The organism is Morganella morganii H1r, from assembly GCF_000633515.1.
Taxonomy (GTDB): domain Bacteria; phylum Pseudomonadota; class Gammaproteobacteria; order Enterobacterales; family Enterobacteriaceae; genus Morganella; species Morganella morganii_B.
In genome coordinates this window covers 18,790-35,094 of sequence record NZ_AYMP01000001.1, presented here as the reverse complement: position 1 = coordinate 35,094, position 16,305 = coordinate 18,790, and the positions used below count along the sequence as shown (strand labels likewise).

Sequence of the window (16,305 nt, the reverse complement as noted above, 5' to 3'; positions counted from 1 at the left end):
GATTATCTGCTGAAAATTTCTTATTTTTCCGGTCAGATAAATACGGATGTTTCATTTTTCTGCACCGGCGGAATAAAAATGTACGTACAGTTCCCCCGGTTACATGACTGTGCGGTACAACAGGAAAAAACAGACAAGCAGGGCAGATAAGCAGCGCCGGAACCGGTATTGTCCGGTTCCGGTTGAGCGGTTATTGCCGTTAATCCTGATTTTCGTAATTAAAGACCGGTAACCCGAGGCGGTAGCGGATGGCAATTAACCGGGATGTCAGACCGGCGGCGAGGGTGATAATTATGACGGCATCACGCGGCAGCGGCGTGTAAAACAGTAATCCCATATAGAGCCAGGCGGCGGCAAAGGAGATACCGGCATATAATTCTTTCTGGAAAACCAGCGGAATGGTATTACACAGCATATCGCGCAGCACACCACCGAAAACACCGGTGATAACAGCGGCAATGGCGGCAATGATCGGGCCGTAGTCCATATCGAGTGCTATCTGGGCGCCGATAATGGAAAATACCATCAGCCCGATGGCATCGAGGATCAGGAAAAGACGGCGCAGATGTTTCATCATCGGCGCAACCCAGATAGTAATAACGGCGGCACAGGCAACCGTAATAATATATTCAGGGTGTTTGACCCAGCCCAGCGGGTAATGGCCCAGCAGCATATCGCGGACCGATCCGCCGCCGATAGCCGTTGCGGAGGCGATAATAATCACGCCGAAGACATCCATTTTACGGCGGCCGGCGGCCAGCGCTCCGGTCATGGCTTCAGCGGTAATACCAATAATGTACAGGATACTGAGTAACATAGTCTTATCATTGCCGGTTTATCGGAAGGTTAGCATAGTCAGCACAGCCGCAAGTCTCGACTGAGTTTTTTTTAGTCTGACCCGATCGGATTACCTGAGGTTATCCGAACTGATGGTATAAAAAGAGAGTATCACTCTAATGAATGAATATCAGATAACAACAATACCCCGTCATCATCAGCTTACTAATATTAATGTATGGACGCCGGATAGCCAATGGCTGGTTTATGATGTCCGCCCTCAGGGGGCTTCGTTTACCGGTAAAACGATAGAAAAAATTCATGTGAATACAACAGAAATCCGTGAAATTTACCGGGGAACCGCCGGGGCTTGTGTGGGGGTGGTGACGGTCAGCCCTGAATTACCGGTGCGCTATGCCTTTATCCGCGGGCCGCTGAACCCGGATCCGCAGTGGCAGTATGATTTCCATCACCGTCAGGGCGTGATGGTCAATGATGATGTACCTGGTGTTGCACACAATATTGATGCTTTCTGCATTACGCCGCCTTATCAGCCCGGCGCTCTGCGCGGCGGTACACATGTGCATGTGTTCAGTCCCGACGGGGAGTGGCTGAGTTTTACTTATAATGACCATGTCCTGCATGAGCGGGACCCGGCGCTGGATCTGCGTAATGTGGCGGTGGCGGTTCCGCTGCATCCGGTGTGTACCGGGAAACATCACCCGCGTGAATATGACGGGAAATTTTTCTGCTGTGTGGTCTCGCGGACAACCCCGGCACCACAGCCGGGCAGTGATGACATCAGCCGGGCATACGAAGAGGGCTGGATTGGTCAGCAGGGGTATCTGCGGGCTGACGGTTCCCGTCAGCGGCGGGCGATTGCGTTTATCGGGGATACCCGGGCAGAAAACGGTGAGGTGATCGCGGAGATTTTCCGTCTCGATCTGCCGGAACGGCCTGAAGATTATGCCGTTGCCGGTGATCTGCCGCTCGGGGGAACTGACAGCACGATGCCTGCCCCGCCGGCGGGAGTTACCCAGACACGTCTGACGTTTACCCATCAGCGCAAATACCCGGGGCTGGCAAAACAGCCGCGTTTCTGGCTGCGCAGCTCACCGCAGGGCGACAGAATTGCCTTTCTGATGCAGGACGATCGGGGTGTTGTTCAGTTATGGACGATTTCCCCGCAGGGTGGTGAGCCGCATCAGGTCACTTCCGGCAGTGATGGTATTGCATCCGCATTCAGCTGGGACAGCACCGGACGGTATCTGACTTTTGTCCGCAAAGGATTGGTCATGGTGTGCTGTGCTGAAACCGGGGTATGCCGGGCGGTGACGGCACCATCGGCAGAACCGGTGTCAGGGGATGCGGTGGTGTTTTCACCGGACAATAGCCGGGTGGCATTTCTGCGCCGCACAAACGGCTGGCAGCAAATCTGGGTGGCAGACACCGGGCTGTAACAGCGGCAGATTATTCCTGCGGTGCAGGTGGCGGGGAATTGTGCGCGGTTTCCGCTGCTTCCAGACGTTTTACCCGTTCCGCAGGGGATGATTCACTGTTGTCTTTGCCGTCGGTGGCATAATCGACCGGGGCCAGCAGGGTATCGAGCACCGCAGAAAACGGCAGATCAATGGCGACGAGCGGTTTCATTACCCAGCCGGTTTCGTCATCCTGCAACATGGCGATACTGTTTTTGGTACCGGGATAGTAGCCCTCTGTCGGGCCGGTCCGGGTCATAATACTTGAGCAGCCGCTGAGTATTGTACTCAGTCCCAGCAATCCGCTTATCATCATATATTTGCGTGTCATAACATGTCCCTGCATATACAGCGGGCGGGTACCGGTAATTATTTCACCCGACCGGCGTACTATTCCATAAATAGAGTGTACTGAGAAGTTTTTGTTTTTTTGTGTGATCCGGGTTCCTGTTTAACGGCAGCGCATGATCACCGGTCAATTACCACCGGTAAAAACGCTCAGATCACAGACAAAGGGTATCATCCCCGGGGTGCTGTTTTAACAGAACCGGCAGAATTATCTGTCAGAAAATGTGACTGAATTTATTGAACAATGCGGTTTGTCGGCGTTAATACAATGATAATAAGGGGATTATTGCAGCCATTACCGGTGGAACTTCCGGGTAAACTGGGACGCATTACTGAACGGTGTGAGGTAAATATGCCTTATGCTTTATACCGTCCGGTAATGTCAGTTAACAGATCCAAAGTCCTCGTTATACCTTTACCCCGTTATGTTCTTACCACATAACGGGGATTTTTTTACCGGCGGCTGCAGCAGTGCGGCAGATGATCATCAACCATACCGATGGCCTGCATAAAGGAATAACAGATAACCGGCCCGCAGAATTTAAATCCGCGCTTTTTCAGTGCTTTTGCCAGTGTCCGGGACAGCGGGGTATCGGCGGGGATTGTGCTGCTGTCAGTGTGGTGGTTAATCAGCGGCGTGTTACCGGTGAAATTCCATAAAAAATCACTGAAATCCTCACCGGCCTGCTGCATCGCCAGATAGGCTTTTGCATTGCTGATAATGGCATTAATTTTTGCCCGCTGGCGGACAATGCCCGGGTTCTGCATCAGTTTATCCACATCGGCATCGGTCATAGCCGCCACTTTTTCCGGGTCGAACTGAAAAAATGCCTGCCGGTAATTTTCCCGTTTTTTCAGGATCACCAGCCAGGAAAGACCCGCCTGCTGGCCTTCAAGGCAGATCATCTCAAACAGCTTATGGTTATCCCGTTCAGGGACACCCCATTCCGTGTCGTGATACTGAATATAAAGCGGGTCATCAGTAACCCAGGCACAGCGGGTCCGGGCAGCAGCGGACGGTGACATTACGTTCTCCGGAAAGACAGCGTTCCTGTTAATCTATACTGGATGAATATCCATGTAAACGGGTATGTTTCCGGTTTTTCGATCCGGGCGGAAAAAGATCGGAGAAGCGCTGTATAGTCCGGCGGTCAGAGGGTATACTGAATAACTTTATTTTATTATTCATTTTCTCGCGTGCGGATCCAACATGCAAAAGTTTGATACCAAAACCTTCCAGGGTCTTATCCTGACGTTACAGGATTACTGGGCGCGCCAGGGCTGTACCATTGTTCAGCCGCTGGACATGGAAGTCGGCGCCGGCACTTCACACCCGATGACGTGTCTGAGAGCGTTAGGGCCGGAGCCGATTGCGGCGGCCTATGTGCAGCCATCCCGTCGTCCGACGGACGGCCGTTACGGGGAAAACCCGAACCGCCTGCAGCACTATTATCAGTTTCAGGTCATCATCAAACCGTCTCCGGATAACATCCAGGAACTGTATCTCGGCTCCCTGAAAGAGCTGGGCATTGACCCGACAGTTCATGACATCCGTTTTGTTGAAGATAACTGGGAAAACCCGACACTGGGTGCCTGGGGATTAGGCTGGGAAGTCTGGCTGAACGGCATGGAAGTCACGCAGTTCACATACTTCCAGCAGGTCGGCGGTCTGGAGTGCAAACCGGTTACCGGGGAAGTCACTTACGGCCTCGAGCGCCTGGCGATGTATATCCAGGGCGTGGACAGCGTTTACGATCTGGTCTGGTGTGACGGCCCGCTGGGCAAAACCACCTACGGTGATATCTATCATCAGAACGAAGTTGAGCAATCCACCTATAACTTTGAATACGCCGATGTGGACTTCTTATTCACCTGTTTCGAACAGTATGAGAAAGAAGCACAGTCCCTGCTGGCACTGGAGACTCCGCTGCCGTTACCGGCCTACGAGCGTATTCTGAAAGCGGCTCACTCTTTCAACCTGCTTGATGCGCGCAAAGCGATTTCGGTGACGGAACGTCAGCGTTATATCCTGCGTATCCGTACCCTGACCAAAGCCGTTGCCGAAGCTTACTATGCCTCCCGTGAGGCACTGGGCTTCCCGATGTGTAAAAAGAACTAAGAGGCTGTCATGACACAACAGACTTTCCTGACGGAAATCGGCACAGAAGAGTTACCGCCGAAGGCGCTTCGTTCTCTTGCTGAATCTTTTGCGGCTAACCTGACTGCAGAACTGGCTGCGGCTAACCTGACTCACGGTGATGTGACCTGGTATGCCGCTCCACGCCGCCTGGCGGTAAAAATTACCGGTCTGGCGGAATCTGCCGCTGATCGCGAAGTGGAAAAGCGCGGCCCTGCTATCGCCCAGGCATTTGATGCCGAAGGCAAACCGACCAAAGCCGCGGAAGGCTGGGCACGCGGCTGCGGGATCACCGTTGATCAGGCTGATCGCATGGTCACCGACAAAGGTGAATGGCTGCTGTACCGCGCGGTGGAAAAAGGGAATAAAGCCAAAGAATTACTGGCAGATATGGTCAGCCGTGCGCTGGCAAAACTGCCTATCCCGAAACTGATGCGCTGGGGTGATAAAGAGACTCACTTTGTGCGTCCGGTTCATACCGTCACCATGCTGATGGGCGCGGATGTGATTCCGGGTGAGGTCCTGGGGATCAACTCTGACCGTGTTATCCGTGGTCACCGTTTTATGGGTGAAGCGGAATTCACTATCGCACACGCAGATGAGTATCCGGCCATTCTGGAAACCCGCGGCAAAGTGATGGCGGATTACGATGCCCGTAAAGCCATGATCAAACGTGATGCGGAAAAAGCAGCACTGGCACTGGGCGGCGTGGCTGACCTGACTGACAGCCTGCTGGAAGAAGTTACTTCACTGGTGGAATGGCCGGTTGTGCTGACAGCGAAATTCGAGGAAAAATTCCTCGCGGTTCCGTCTGAAGCCCTGGTGTACACCATGAAAGGTGACCAGAAGTACTTCCCGGTTTACGACAAAAACGGCAACCTGATGCCGAACTTTATCTTTGTCGCCAATATCGAGTCTTCTGATCCGTCACAGATCATCGCAGGGAACGAAAAAGTCGTCCGTCCGCGTCTGGCAGATGCCGAATTTTTCTTCAAAACCGACTGCAAAAAACGCCTGGAAGATAACCTGCCGCGTCTGAGCACGGTTCTGTTCCAGCAGCAGCTGGGTACACTGCGTGATAAAACCGATCGCCTGGAAGCGCTGGCAGGCTGGATTGCCGGTCAGATTGGCGCGGATGTGAATCACGCCACCCGTGCCGGTCTGCTGGCCAAATGTGACCTGATGACCAACATGGTCTTTGAATTCACTGACACTCAGGGTGTGATGGGCATGCACTATGCACGCCATGACGGTGAATCCGAAGACGTGGCGCTGGCACTGAAAGAGCAGTATCAGCCGCGTTATGCCGGTGATAACCTGCCGTCAACGCCGGTGTCTGATGCTCTGGCGATTGCTGATAAAATGGATACCCTGGCGGGGATCTTTGGTATCGGCCAGCATCCGAAAGGGGATAAAGACCCGTTTGCTCTGCGCCGTGCCGCACTCGGCGTGCTGCGTATCATCGTTGAGAAAGGTTATAACCTCGACCTGGAAACGCTGACTCAGGAAGCTGTCCGCCTGTATGGTGATAAGCTGACGAACGCGAATGTGGTCACTGACGTGGTTGATTTCATGTTAGGCCGTTTCCGTGCCTGGTATCAGGAGCAGGGTTATGCGATTGATACTATCCAGGCCGTTCTGGCGCGTCGTCCGACCCGTCCGGCAGACTTTGATGCCCGCATGAAAGCGGTCACTCACTTCCGCACACTGGACGAAGCCGCCGCCCTGGCTGCCGCCAACAAGCGTGTTTCCAACATTCTGTCGAAGAGTGATGATGCACTGAATGATACGGTGCTGGCGTCATTAATGAATGCACCGGAAGAAATCCGTCTGGCCGCCTATGTGACTGACCTGAAAACACAGCTGGCACCGCTTTATGCGGAAGGTAAATATCAGGAAGCACTGACTGAACTGGCTTCTCTGCGCGAAGCGGTGGATGCGTTCTTTGATAGCGTGATGGTGATGGATAAGGATGACAACATCCGCCGCAACCGTCTGACATTATTAAATGAACTGCGCAACCTGTTCCTGGGTGTTGCGGATATTTCACTGTTGCAGTGATCGACAGAGGTTTTAAAAATAAACCGGGAAAATCAATTTATTGATTTTCGGCTGATAACACAAAGCAGGAAAAACCACGTTTTATCCTGCTTTGTCAGCAATCTAAAGCCCGGTCTGACCGGGCTTTATTTTTTACTTAAACGGCAGTAATGATGCGCCTTCAGTTTTCCGGATATCCATTTTATTCAGCTCAATATCCTCTTTTCCGCCGATATAATTGGTACCGTCAAAAACCAGGGTGAAATCACTGATCGGGCTTTTCGGATTAAGGTAATTTGTTTTCATCCGGCCATTATTTTCAATGCTGCTGTTACTCATAATGGTATTCATCAGTAATGTATTTATTTTACCGGATGATTTATTTTCAAATCCGGAATGATACAGATCCATTGTCAGCTGGTTATGGCCGTACATCGGTGTTTTTTCCGGGTCAGTCAGCTGTAATTCAGGCCCGATGGTTACCTGTCCTGCATTCCGTATTTGCGCGGCAGCAGAATGGATATACATGTTATCTGCTTTGATATGACTGTTTGCTTTTATATTCAGAAAGTTATTGGTATTTTTTCTGTTTTCCAAAGAGTAATCCGGATTGATTATTTCCAAATCACGAAGACCACTGTTTGTTTTTGCCAGATCATAATGTCCGATATACGTTGCCAGATTTTTGGTTTTCAGCTGACTGTTTTTAATATCAATAGCTGCGGCAACTAATATGAGTTTATCGGTATCAGCAAAATGTTGTTCTGCGGTATTCAGCATACGGACTTTTCCGCTGATATTCCGGTAACCGGAAAATTGTCCGTCCGGCGTCATGCTGACATTACCGGCAGCCAGACTTAAACTGTTCACACCGGTCACACTGCATCCGTTACAGGCAATACCGTTCGGGTTAGCAATAATCAGATGGGCTTTTTGGCCGTCCACATGCATATTACCGCTCAGGCGTGATTTTTCAGTTGAAAGCACTTCGTTAATAATGGTCACTGCACCGGCTTCACGGTTATTAAATACCACACCATGATTATCAACATTAAACTGATCGTAGGCATTATAAGAAACACCGTGTGTATTTGCCGGGGCGATATTGATGGTTGTGTTGTTTCCCTGACGGACGACCTGAGTTGATGCCGAAGACGCAGGATTCACGGTAATATCCGCAGCAGAGGCGAACTGAGCGAGTAAAAGGGCACTACTGATAACGGAAAGCTTTACTATTTTTGGCATAACCACTCCCTGGTTGTTGTTGAGGTATAAAATCCACGGGCAGAATAAATAAAATCGCTGACAGGAGATATGAGCAGAGTGGTTATTTTTTGTCAGTTTTCAGCATTCTGATAGCAAATAAAAAACATACCATTTACTAATAAGCGGATGAAAAACAGAAATTTGGCTGATAAACCGGCGAAATAAAAATAATGGGGCGAAAAACAAAAAATTCCGGTTTCCGCTCTTGACGTTTAGCCTTTCCGGCAGTAATATCCATCCCGCTTTCGGCGAGTAGCGCAGCTTGGTAGCGCAACTGGTTTGGGACCAGTGGGTCGTAGGTTCGAATCCTATCTCGCCGACCATTTTAAGAAAAACCCTGCTTTTACAGCAGGGTTTTTTGCTTTTCAGCGTCTGCCGTTTTTCCTCTCTGTTACTTTCAAAAATTCTGCCGCTTTTTTGATATCGCTGTTTTCTGTTATCCGTTTAACTGCCCGCTGAAAGGATTTCATCAGACGGACGGATACATGATAAAAAAAACACTCGTTGCTGCTGTGATGGCGGTTTCCGGCTGTGCATGGGGCAGCCCGTACACTTCTTCAGCGGTTTCTCCGGCCTCCTGCGCCATACTGTCAGAGGTGGTAATTAAGCAGCGTGAATTAATCGAGCCATCTTATTTGGCGGATGAATTTAAAAAAAACATCACCGGGCGCTGCCTGACATCAGAACAGATGGCGGAGGCGGTGATGGCACTGGAATCAGCGGTGCATCAGGCCGGTTTTATCACGGCGCAAATCAGTGTGCCGCCGCAGAATGTCAGTGACGGCACACTGACCCTTCACTATCTGCCCGGTTATCTGAGCGGCTACCGCGATAAAGAGGGCGGGGATACACATTTCGGCCTGAATCTGATTTTCCCGCAGCGGGCGGACGGGCAACTGAATATCCGCGATACTGAACTGGGAATGACTCATCTGAATCAGCTGCCGGGACTGGTCACCCGGGCTGAGGTTGAGCCAGATCCGCAGAACCCGGGCAACAGTGTTATCACCATTGCCCGGCAGAAAAAACGCAGCATCAGCGGCTCACTGGAAATCAATAATCATGGCAGCCCGTCAACCGGCAGCAGGCAGATAAGCAACCGGCTCAGTATTGAGAATCCGTTGCAACTGTATGATCGCCTGTTTATTTATACCCTGCGGGATATGAATCGTGATCATTCTGCCGGGGTGAAATATATTTATGGTCAGTACCGGCTCCCTTTCCGGCACTGGGAGTTTACCGCCGGCGGCAGTTACAGTGAGCAGAAGCAGCAATACCCGGTGTACCGGGGATCACTGGACTATTTCACCCGCAGTAAGACGCTGGATTTGAGCCTCGGTCGTAAGCTGCTTCTGACCCCGGCGCATGATATCACCCTCAGCAGCGGTATTTCTGCACTGACCCGGCATGTCACACTCGGGCATTCACCGCTGATATTGCCGGAGCGCCGTTCTGTTTACTGGAATGCCGGGCTGAATCACCGCTGGTATCTGCCGGATTTTACCTTTCAGTATCAGGTGCAGTATAAGCATTCACTGAACCGCTTTGGTGCGCTGCCGGTAACAGAAAAAAAGCTGAAACCGACGCGGCAGCTGATGGCAGAAACAACGGTGACAGTGCCGTTCCGTCTGGCCGGCCAGCCGTTTTATTATGAAGGTGTTATGCGTGGTTTTATTAATGCCGATAAAGCGGACGAGATGGATTATGAATCCCTGAGTGGCCGTTATTCGGTGCGCGGTTATCCGTTTTCCCACAGTATAAGCGCCGCGCGGGGGTTTATCAGCCGCAATGAGGTGGTCTGGCAACAGGTATTACCGGGACATAACCTGTATCTGGCTGCTGACGCTGCACTGCCTGGTGTGGCCATTTCCGGGGGAGGCCGGTCTCATGGCCTGGCTGGTACCGAAACCGGGATTAAAGGTGTTTACAACGTACTGAGCTACCAGGTCTTTGCCGGTCTGCCGCTGAAAGAAGCGGAGCGTGTACGGGCCTTTTCGCCGGTGGGCGGATTTTCTGTCAGTGTCAGTTACTGAGGCGCAGTTTGATTTCAGTACGTGATAGTTCTGCTGTATATCAGGCAGGAGGCGGATTACAGCGGCAATCGTGGCAAAATGTGCAACGGAAAACACTGTGACAGTGATATCAGACAAAATAATCGCGCAGTAATTAAGCATTCAGTCACAAAATCCGGATAATTTTTATCAGCTGTTTATTCTGTGAACGTTTTATCCGGCAGCTGAATAAATGCTCAGTTGCGTACCCGCTCAAACATTTTAGCTGTTTTTGTTATCAAAACGTTTGATTTGTGTGTTTTATGTGTAGTCATCGCCCATAGTCAATAGTATTGACTGCCTCTGTGACAGTTGATTTAGTGAAGTGTCAGAAAATAATAAACAAACTGAAATTTGTGGTCCGGCACTGCCGGACGACAGAGCAAACACGACATTCAACGACAGGCGGAGATAATGATGATGAGAAGCGCCAAACGTAAGACAGGATTAGCGAAGCTGGGCATTACACTGGTTGCCCTGGCGGTGTCTGCAAGCGTCAATGCGGCGGGAACGCTGGTTTTTTGTTCTGAGGGATCACCGGAAGGGTTTAACCCGCAGCTGTTCACCTCGGGAACCACTTATGATGCCAGCTCCGTGCCGCTGTATAACCGGCTGGTGGAGTTTAAGGCCGGTACCACAGAGCTGGAGCCGGGCCTGGCGGAATCCTGGGATGTGAGCGAAGACGGAAAAACCTATACGTTCCATCTGCGCAAAGGGGTGAAATTCCACAGCAGCAAGGATTTCAAACCGACCCGTGATTTCAATGCGGATGACGTGGTCTTTACCTTCGACCGCCAGAAAAACCCGGATAACCCGTATCACAAAGTGTCCGGCGGCAGTTATGAATATTTCAGCGGCATGGATATGGATAAAATCATCGACAAAGTTGAGAAAGTTGATGATAACACCGTCCGTTTTCAGCTGAGCCGCTCTGAAGCACCATTCCTCGCAAACCTCGGAATGGACTTCGCCTCCGTTCTTTCCGCCGAATATGCGGATCAGATGCTGAAAGCCGGTACACCGGAGAAAGTCGACCTGAACCCGATCGGTACCGGGCCGTTTGTGTTACAGCAGTATCAGAAAGATTCCCGTATCCTGTATAAAGCCAATGACGATTACTGGAACGGCAAACCGAAAATTGACCGCCTGGTCTTCTCCATCACCCCGGATGCCTCTGTCCGTTACGCCAAACTGCAGAAAAACGAATGTCAGGTGATGCCGTACCCGAACCCGGCAGATCTGGAGCGTATGCGTGCGGATAAAAACATTGTCCTGAAAGAGCAGCCGGGCCTGAACGTCGGCTATCTATCCTATAACGTCACGAAAAAACCGCTGGATAACGTCAAAGTGCGTCAGGCGCTGAATATGGCGGTAAATAAAGATGCCATCATTGATGCGGTGTATCAGGGCGCAGGCCAGAAAGCGAAAAACCTGATCCCGCCGACCATGTGGGGCTACAACAACAGCATCGAAGACTATCCGTATGATCCGGAAAAAGCCAAAGCGCTGCTGAAAGAAGCAGGTATGGAAAACGGCTTTGAAATCGACCTGTGGGCGATGCCGGTTCAGCGTCCGTATAACCCGAACGCCCGCCGTATGGCTGAAATGATCCAGGCAGACTGGGCGAAAGTCGGTGTGAAAGCCAAAATTGTGACCTATGAGTGGGGTGAGTACCTCAAGCGCGCGAAAGCGGGTGAGCCTCAGACCGTCATGATGGGCTGGACCGGTGACAACGGGGATCCGGATAACTTCTTCGCCACACTCTTCAGCTGTGCGGCCAAAGAGCAGGGCTCTAACTACTCGAAATGGTGTGATCAGTCCTTTGAAAACATCATTCAGCCGGCACGTACCACGGCTGACCCGAAAGAGCGCGCCAAGCTGTATGAGCAGGCTCAGGTGGTGATGAAAGAGCAGGCGCCTGCACTGATCGTTGCGCACTCAACAGTGTTTGAGCCGGTGCGCAAAGAAGTGAAAGGCTATGTGGTGGATCCGCTGGGTAAACACCACTTTGACAATGTTTCTGTTGAAAAATAAGTAAACCGGAAATGAGTGTTACCGGTCTGCCGCCTCCTCCGGGGGGCGGCAACCCTGTATCGAACCGCATTGCACGGACGACGCAGAACACATAACTAAAACAATATTATTCATCGTGTGAGTATAAAGGGAAAGTCCTCCCTTTCGTCCGGTCTTATGACCAGAGCGCTGTCAGCGGCCATTACAAGAGAAACAGGGATATGCTGCAATTTATCCTCCGGCGTGTCGGGATGGTAATACCGACATTTATCGGTATTACATTACTGACGTTTATATTTGTTCATCTGATCCCGGGCGATCCGGTCACTATCATGGCGGGTGAGCGGGGAATTTCCCCTGAACGCCACGCCCAGCTGATGGCGGCCCTGGGGCTGGATCAGCCTTACTGGAAACAGTACCTTCATTATATCAATGGTGTCCTGCACGGTGACCTCGGCCTCTCTCTGAAGAGCCGCCAGCCGGTGTGGGAAGAGTTTGTCCCCCGCTTTAAAGCCACGCTGGAACTCGCTGCCTGCGCCATGATTTTTGCCATTTCTGTCGGGATCCCGGTCGGGGTGCTGGCTGCCGTCAAACGCGGGTCGATCTTTGATCACACCGCTATCGGGGTCTCCCTGACCGGCTATTCCATGCCGATTTTCTGGTGGGGCATCATGCTGATCATGCTGGTGTCGGTGAATCTCGATCTGACACCGGTGTCGGGGCGGTTATCGGACAGTGTGTTCCTCGATGACAGTCAGCCGCTGACCGGATTTATGCTGATTGATACCCTGATCTGGGGTGAGGACGGCGATTTTCATGATGCGGTGATGCATCTTATTCTGCCGTCCATTGTGCTTGGTACCATCCCGCTGGCGGTGATTGTCCGTATGACCCGCTCGGCAATGCTGGAAGTGCTGGGTGAGGATTATATCCGTACCGCCCGCGCCAAAGGACTGAGCCGCATCCGCGTGATTGTGGTGCATGCACTGCGCAACGCGCTGCTGCCGGTGGTCACAGTGATCGGTTTACAGGTCGGCGTGATGCTGGCCGGTGCGATTCTGACCGAAACGATTTTTTCCTGGCCCGGTATCGGCCGCTGGCTGATTGATGCTCTTCAGCGCCGCGACTATCCGGTGGTGCAGGGCGGCGTTCTGCTGATCGCCATTCTGATTATCCTGGTTAACCTGTGCGTGGATTTACTCTACGGCGTCGTTAACCCGCGGATCCGTCATAAAAAATAACAGGAGCGCACAATGTCTGAGACGACAAATACTACCGTGACCCGCGCGCCTGAGCCGCTTTCCCCGCTGCGCGAATTCTGGCACTACTTCCGGCGCAACAAAGGCGCGCTGATCGGCCTGATCTATATCCTGCTGATGCTGCTGATCGCCGTTTTTGCCCCGCTGCTCGCCCCGCATCTGCCGGATGAGCAGTTCCGTGATCATTTATTACAGCCGCCGGTCTGGCAGGAAGGCGGCTCATGGCAGTTTATTCTCGGTACTGATGATATCGGCCGCGATATTCTGTCGCGCCTGATGTACGGCGCCCGGCTTTCACTGCTGGTCGGTTGTCTGGTGGTAGCGCTGTCGCTGCTGCTGGGTGTGGTGATTGGCCTCGCTGCCGGGTATTTCGGCGGCTGGGTGGATGCCCTGATTATGCGTATCGTCGATATTATGCTGGCACTGCCGAGCCTGCTGCTGGCACTGGTGCTGGTGGCGATTTTCGGCCCGTCGATTGTTAACGCCTCGCTGGCGCTGACTTTCGTGGCACTGCCGCACTATATCCGTCTGACCCGCGCGGCGGTGCTGACGGAAGTGAGCCGCGACTATGTGACCGCGTCTGCGGTGGCGGGCGCAGGCCCGGTGCGCCAGATGTTTGTCAATATTCTGCCGAACTGCCTGGCGCCGCTGATTGTGCAGGCATCTCTGGGTTTCTCCAACGCTATCCTGGACATGGCGGCATTAGGTTTCCTCGGGATGGGCGCACAGCCGCCGACACCGGAGTGGGGAACCATGCTGTCCGATGTTTTACAGTTTACGCAGAGCGCGTGGTGGGTGGTGACTTTCCCGGGTCTGGCGATTTTACTGACGGTACTGGCGTTTAACCTGATGGGCGACGGATTGCGTGATGCCCTTGATCCTAAGCTTAAGCAGTAGAGGTGCAGACATGGCGTTATTAACAGTTGATAAATTATCTGTTCACTTCGGTGAAAAAGAGATGCCATTCCGCGCCGTTGACCGGATCAGCTATCAGGTTGAGGAAGGGGAAGTGCTCGGGATTGTCGGGGAATCCGGCTCCGGTAAATCCGTCAGTTCGCTGGCGATTATGGGGCTGATTGATTTCCCGGGCCGGGTGATGGCGGATAACCTTGAGTTTGACGGCCGCCATCTGCTGACCATCTCAGAAAAAGAGCGGCGCGAGCTGGTGGGCGCGGATGTGGCAATGATTTTCCAGGATCCGATGACCAGCCTGAATCCCTGCTATACCGTGGGATATCAGATTATGGAAGCCCTGAAAGTTCACCAGGGCGGCAACCGGAAAACCCGGTTACAGCGGACTATCGATCTGCTGACACTGGTTGGTATTCCGGATCCGAAATCGCGGCTGGATGTCTATCCGCACCAGTTATCCGGCGGAATGAGCCAGCGGGTGATGATCGCAATGGCGATTGCCTGCCGTCCGAAGTTACTGATTGCTGATGAGCCGACAACGGCACTGGATGTGACCATTCAGGCGCAGATCATTGAGTTGCTGCTCGAGTTACAGCAGCAGGAAAACATGGCGCTGGTGCTGATCACTCATGATCTCGCGCTGGTGGCGGAAGCCGCTCACCACATTATTGTGATGTATGCGGGGCAGGTGGCGGAGTCCGGTAAGGCGTCGGATATCTTCCGCGCACCGCGTCATCCGTATACTCAGGCACTGTTACGGGCGCTGCCGGAATTTGCCGGTAACAAGAGCCGTCTGGCATCACTGCCGGGGGTTGTGCCCGGTAAATATGACCGGCCTGAGGGCTGTCTGCTGAACCCGCGCTGCCCGTATGCCACGGATTTATGCCGCAGCACGGAACCGGAACTGCGTACTGTCGGGGCGCGTCAGGTGAAATGTCATACCCCGCTGGATGATGAAGGGAGACCGGGCCATGAGTGAAACCACACAGCCGCTGTTACATGTCAGTGATCTGAAAAAATATTATCCGGTGAAGAAAGGCTTTTTCTCGCCGGAGCGGATGGTGAAAGCCCTCGACGGCGTATCCTTTGATCTGAACCGCGGGAAAACCCTGGCGGTGGTCGGGGAGTCCGGCTGCGGAAAATCAACCCTTGGCCGTCTGCTGACCATGATTGAAAAACCGACCGGCGGAGAGCTGTTTTATCAGGGGCAGGATCTGCTGGTGGCGGATAAACATGCGGAGAAACTGCGGCGGCAGAAAATCCAGATTGTGTTTCAGAACCCGTATGGATCACTCAATCCGCGTAAAAAAGTCGGGCAGATACTGGAAGAGCCGCTGATTATCAATACGTCCCTCAGTGCGGCAGAGCGCAAAGAGAAAGTGCTGGCTATGATGGCGAAAGTCGGCCTGAAAACCGAGCATTACAGCCGTTATCCGCATATGTTTTCCGGTGGTCAGCGCCAGCGTATTGCCATTGCCAGGGGGCTGATGCTGGATCCGGATGTGGTGATTGCCGATGAGCCGGTATCCGCACTGGATGTGTCCGTCCGCGCTCAGGTACTGAACCTGATGATGGATCTCCAGGATGAGCTGGGGCTGTCGTATGTGTTTATTTCCCATGATTTATCGGTGGTGGAACATATCGCGGATGATGTGATGGTGATGTATCTGGGGCGTTGTGTGGAAAAAGGTACCAAAGCGCAGATTTTTGAGAATCCGCGCCATCCTTACACACAGGCTCTGCTCTCTGCGACACCGAGGCTGAATCCGGCACAGCGCCGCGAGCGGATAAAACTGACCGGCGAGCTGCCGAGCCCGCTGAATCCGCCGCCGGGATGTGCGTTTGCCGCCCGCTGCCGTCATGCATTCGGCACTTGTACGCAGTTCCGGCCGGAGCTTAAATCCTACGGCGGGCAGCTGATTGCCTGCTTTGCGGTGGACAGAGAAGAAGAGGCGAAAATTTCCGCATAACATTCTGTTTTACTGCAGATGGCAGAGAAACATATTTTAACAGAAGACAAACAG

Annotated in this window: 13 protein-coding genes and 1 tRNA gene; 10 read left to right on the top strand and 4 right to left on the bottom strand. The window is 52.5% G+C overall.

From position 1 onward, the window contains the following. Positions 1-199: 199 nt before the first annotated feature. On the bottom strand, positions 200-817 hold the full coding sequence (locus tag U868_RS0100175) for a trimeric intracellular cation channel family protein (RefSeq protein ID WP_025151517.1): 618 nt from the start codon (positions 815-817) through the stop codon (positions 200-202). A 139-nt stretch (positions 818-956) separates the two neighbouring features. On the opposite strand from U868_RS0100175, the gene U868_RS0100170 reads away from it, so the two are divergent. Beyond that, on the top strand, positions 957-2,237 hold the full coding sequence (locus U868_RS0100170) for a DUF3748 domain-containing protein (protein ID WP_025151516.1): 1,281 nt from the start codon (positions 957-959) through the stop codon (positions 2,235-2,237). Positions 2,238-2,247: 10 nt separating this feature from the next. Here U868_RS0100170 and U868_RS0100165 read toward each other — a convergent pair whose 3' ends face one another. Together U868_RS0100165 and U868_RS0100160 are read right to left on the bottom strand one after the other, a co-directional pair. Next, the gene (locus tag U868_RS0100165; protein WP_025151515.1) at positions 2,248-2,586 is read right to left on the bottom strand and encodes a YceK/YidQ family lipoprotein; all 339 of its coding nucleotides are present in this window, start codon (positions 2,584-2,586) and stop codon (positions 2,248-2,250) included. A 470-nt stretch (positions 2,587-3,056) separates the two neighbouring features. Then, on the bottom strand, positions 3,057-3,629 hold the full coding sequence (locus U868_RS0100160) for a DNA-3-methyladenine glycosylase I (RefSeq protein ID WP_025151514.1): 573 nt from the start codon (positions 3,627-3,629) through the stop codon (positions 3,057-3,059). Positions 3,630-3,813: 184 nt separating this feature from the next. On the opposite strand from U868_RS0100160, the gene glyQ reads away from it, so the two are divergent. Together glyQ and glyS are read left to right on the top strand one after the other, a co-directional pair. Continuing rightward, positions 3,814-4,722 carry a glycine--tRNA ligase subunit alpha gene (glyQ, locus tag U868_RS0100155; protein ID WP_004236554.1) on the top strand — a complete coding sequence of 303 codons (909 nt, stop codon included), beginning with the start codon at positions 3,814-3,816 and terminating at the stop codon, positions 4,720-4,722. 9 nt (positions 4,723-4,731) lie between these two features. Further along, positions 4,732-6,801, top strand: a complete 2,070-nt coding sequence (glyS, locus tag U868_RS0100150; protein ID WP_025151513.1) for a glycine--tRNA ligase subunit beta — start codon at positions 4,732-4,734, stop codon at positions 6,799-6,801. A 132-nt stretch (positions 6,802-6,933) separates the two neighbouring features. Here the strand turns inward: glyS and U868_RS0100145 are convergent, their stop codons facing one another. Then, positions 6,934-8,025 (bottom strand): filamentous hemagglutinin N-terminal domain-containing protein, encoded by a 1,092-nt coding sequence (locus tag U868_RS0100145; protein ID WP_025151512.1) that lies wholly within the window; start codon positions 8,023-8,025, stop codon positions 6,934-6,936. A gap of 267 nt (positions 8,026-8,292) precedes the next feature. On the opposite strand from U868_RS0100145, the gene U868_RS0100135 reads away from it, so the two are divergent. The 7 genes from U868_RS0100135 to dppF all read left to right on the top strand — a co-directional run bounded on the left by U868_RS0100135 (position 8,293) and on the right by dppF (position 16,251). Then, positions 8,293-8,369 (top strand) — tRNA-Pro (locus U868_RS0100135). A gap of 162 nt (positions 8,370-8,531) precedes the next feature. Further along, positions 8,532-10,079: a ShlB/FhaC/HecB family hemolysin secretion/activation protein gene (locus tag U868_RS0100130; protein WP_025151511.1), complete on the top strand. Its 1,548-nt coding sequence runs from the start codon at positions 8,532-8,534 to the stop codon at positions 10,077-10,079. 438 nt (positions 10,080-10,517) lie between these two features. Then, on the top strand, positions 10,518-12,131 hold the full coding sequence (gene dppA, locus U868_RS0100125; protein ID WP_025151510.1) for a dipeptide ABC transporter periplasmic-binding protein DppA: 1,614 nt from the start codon (positions 10,518-10,520) through the stop codon (positions 12,129-12,131). A 200-nt stretch (positions 12,132-12,331) separates the two neighbouring features. Continuing rightward, complete coding sequence (gene dppB, locus U868_RS0100120) at positions 12,332-13,351, top strand: dipeptide ABC transporter permease DppB (RefSeq protein WP_015422405.1); 1,020 nt, start codon at positions 12,332-12,334, stop codon at positions 13,349-13,351. Between the two features lie 12 nt (positions 13,352-13,363). Then, complete coding sequence (gene dppC, locus U868_RS0100115; protein ID WP_004236547.1) at positions 13,364-14,266, top strand: dipeptide ABC transporter permease DppC; 903 nt, start codon at positions 13,364-13,366, stop codon at positions 14,264-14,266. 10 nt (positions 14,267-14,276) lie between these two features. Beyond that, a complete protein-coding gene (dppD, locus tag U868_RS0100110; protein ID WP_004236546.1) occupies positions 14,277-15,260 on the top strand; it encodes a dipeptide ABC transporter ATP-binding protein in 984 nt (327 codons plus the stop codon). Continuing rightward, positions 15,253-16,251 (top strand): dipeptide ABC transporter ATP-binding subunit DppF, encoded by a 999-nt coding sequence (gene dppF, locus U868_RS0100105; RefSeq protein ID WP_240182632.1) that lies wholly within the window; start codon positions 15,253-15,255, stop codon positions 16,249-16,251. The genes dppD and dppF overlap by 8 nt, the downstream gene beginning before the upstream one ends. The last annotated feature ends 54 nt before the right edge of the window (positions 16,252-16,305 follow it).

Excerpts from the sequence above, each read along its gene's own strand:
- glyS (WP_025151513.1), top strand. The coding sequence starts at position 4,732 with ATGACACAACAGACTTTCCTGACGGAAATCGGCACAGAAGAGTTACCG.
- U868_RS0100160 (WP_025151514.1), bottom strand. The coding sequence starts at position 3,629 with ATGTCACCGTCCGCTGCTGCCCGGACCCGCTGTGCCTGGGTTACTGAT.
- U868_RS0100145 (WP_025151512.1), bottom strand. The coding sequence starts at position 8,025 with ATGCCAAAAATAGTAAAGCTTTCCGTTATCAGTAGTGCCCTTTTACTC.
- U868_RS0100130 (WP_025151511.1), top strand. The coding sequence starts at position 8,532 with ATGATAAAAAAAACACTCGTTGCTGCTGTGATGGCGGTTTCCGGCTGT.
- glyQ (WP_004236554.1), top strand. The coding sequence starts at position 3,814 with ATGCAAAAGTTTGATACCAAAACCTTCCAGGGTCTTATCCTGACGTTA.
- U868_RS0100175 (WP_025151517.1), bottom strand. The coding sequence starts at position 817 with ATGTTACTCAGTATCCTGTACATTATTGGTATTACCGCTGAAGCCATG.
- U868_RS0100165 (WP_025151515.1), bottom strand. The coding sequence starts at position 2,586 with ATGACACGCAAATATATGATGATAAGCGGATTGCTGGGACTGAGTACA.
- dppB (WP_015422405.1), top strand. The coding sequence starts at position 12,332 with ATGCTGCAATTTATCCTCCGGCGTGTCGGGATGGTAATACCGACATTT.
- U868_RS0100170 (WP_025151516.1), top strand. The coding sequence starts at position 957 with ATGAATGAATATCAGATAACAACAATACCCCGTCATCATCAGCTTACT.
- dppD (WP_004236546.1), top strand. The coding sequence starts at position 14,277 with ATGGCGTTATTAACAGTTGATAAATTATCTGTTCACTTCGGTGAAAAA.
- dppA (WP_025151510.1), top strand. The coding sequence starts at position 10,518 with ATGAGAAGCGCCAAACGTAAGACAGGATTAGCGAAGCTGGGCATTACA.
- dppC (WP_004236547.1), top strand. The coding sequence starts at position 13,364 with ATGTCTGAGACGACAAATACTACCGTGACCCGCGCGCCTGAGCCGCTT.
- dppF (WP_240182632.1), top strand. The coding sequence starts at position 15,253 with ATGAGTGAAACCACACAGCCGCTGTTACATGTCAGTGATCTGAAAAAA.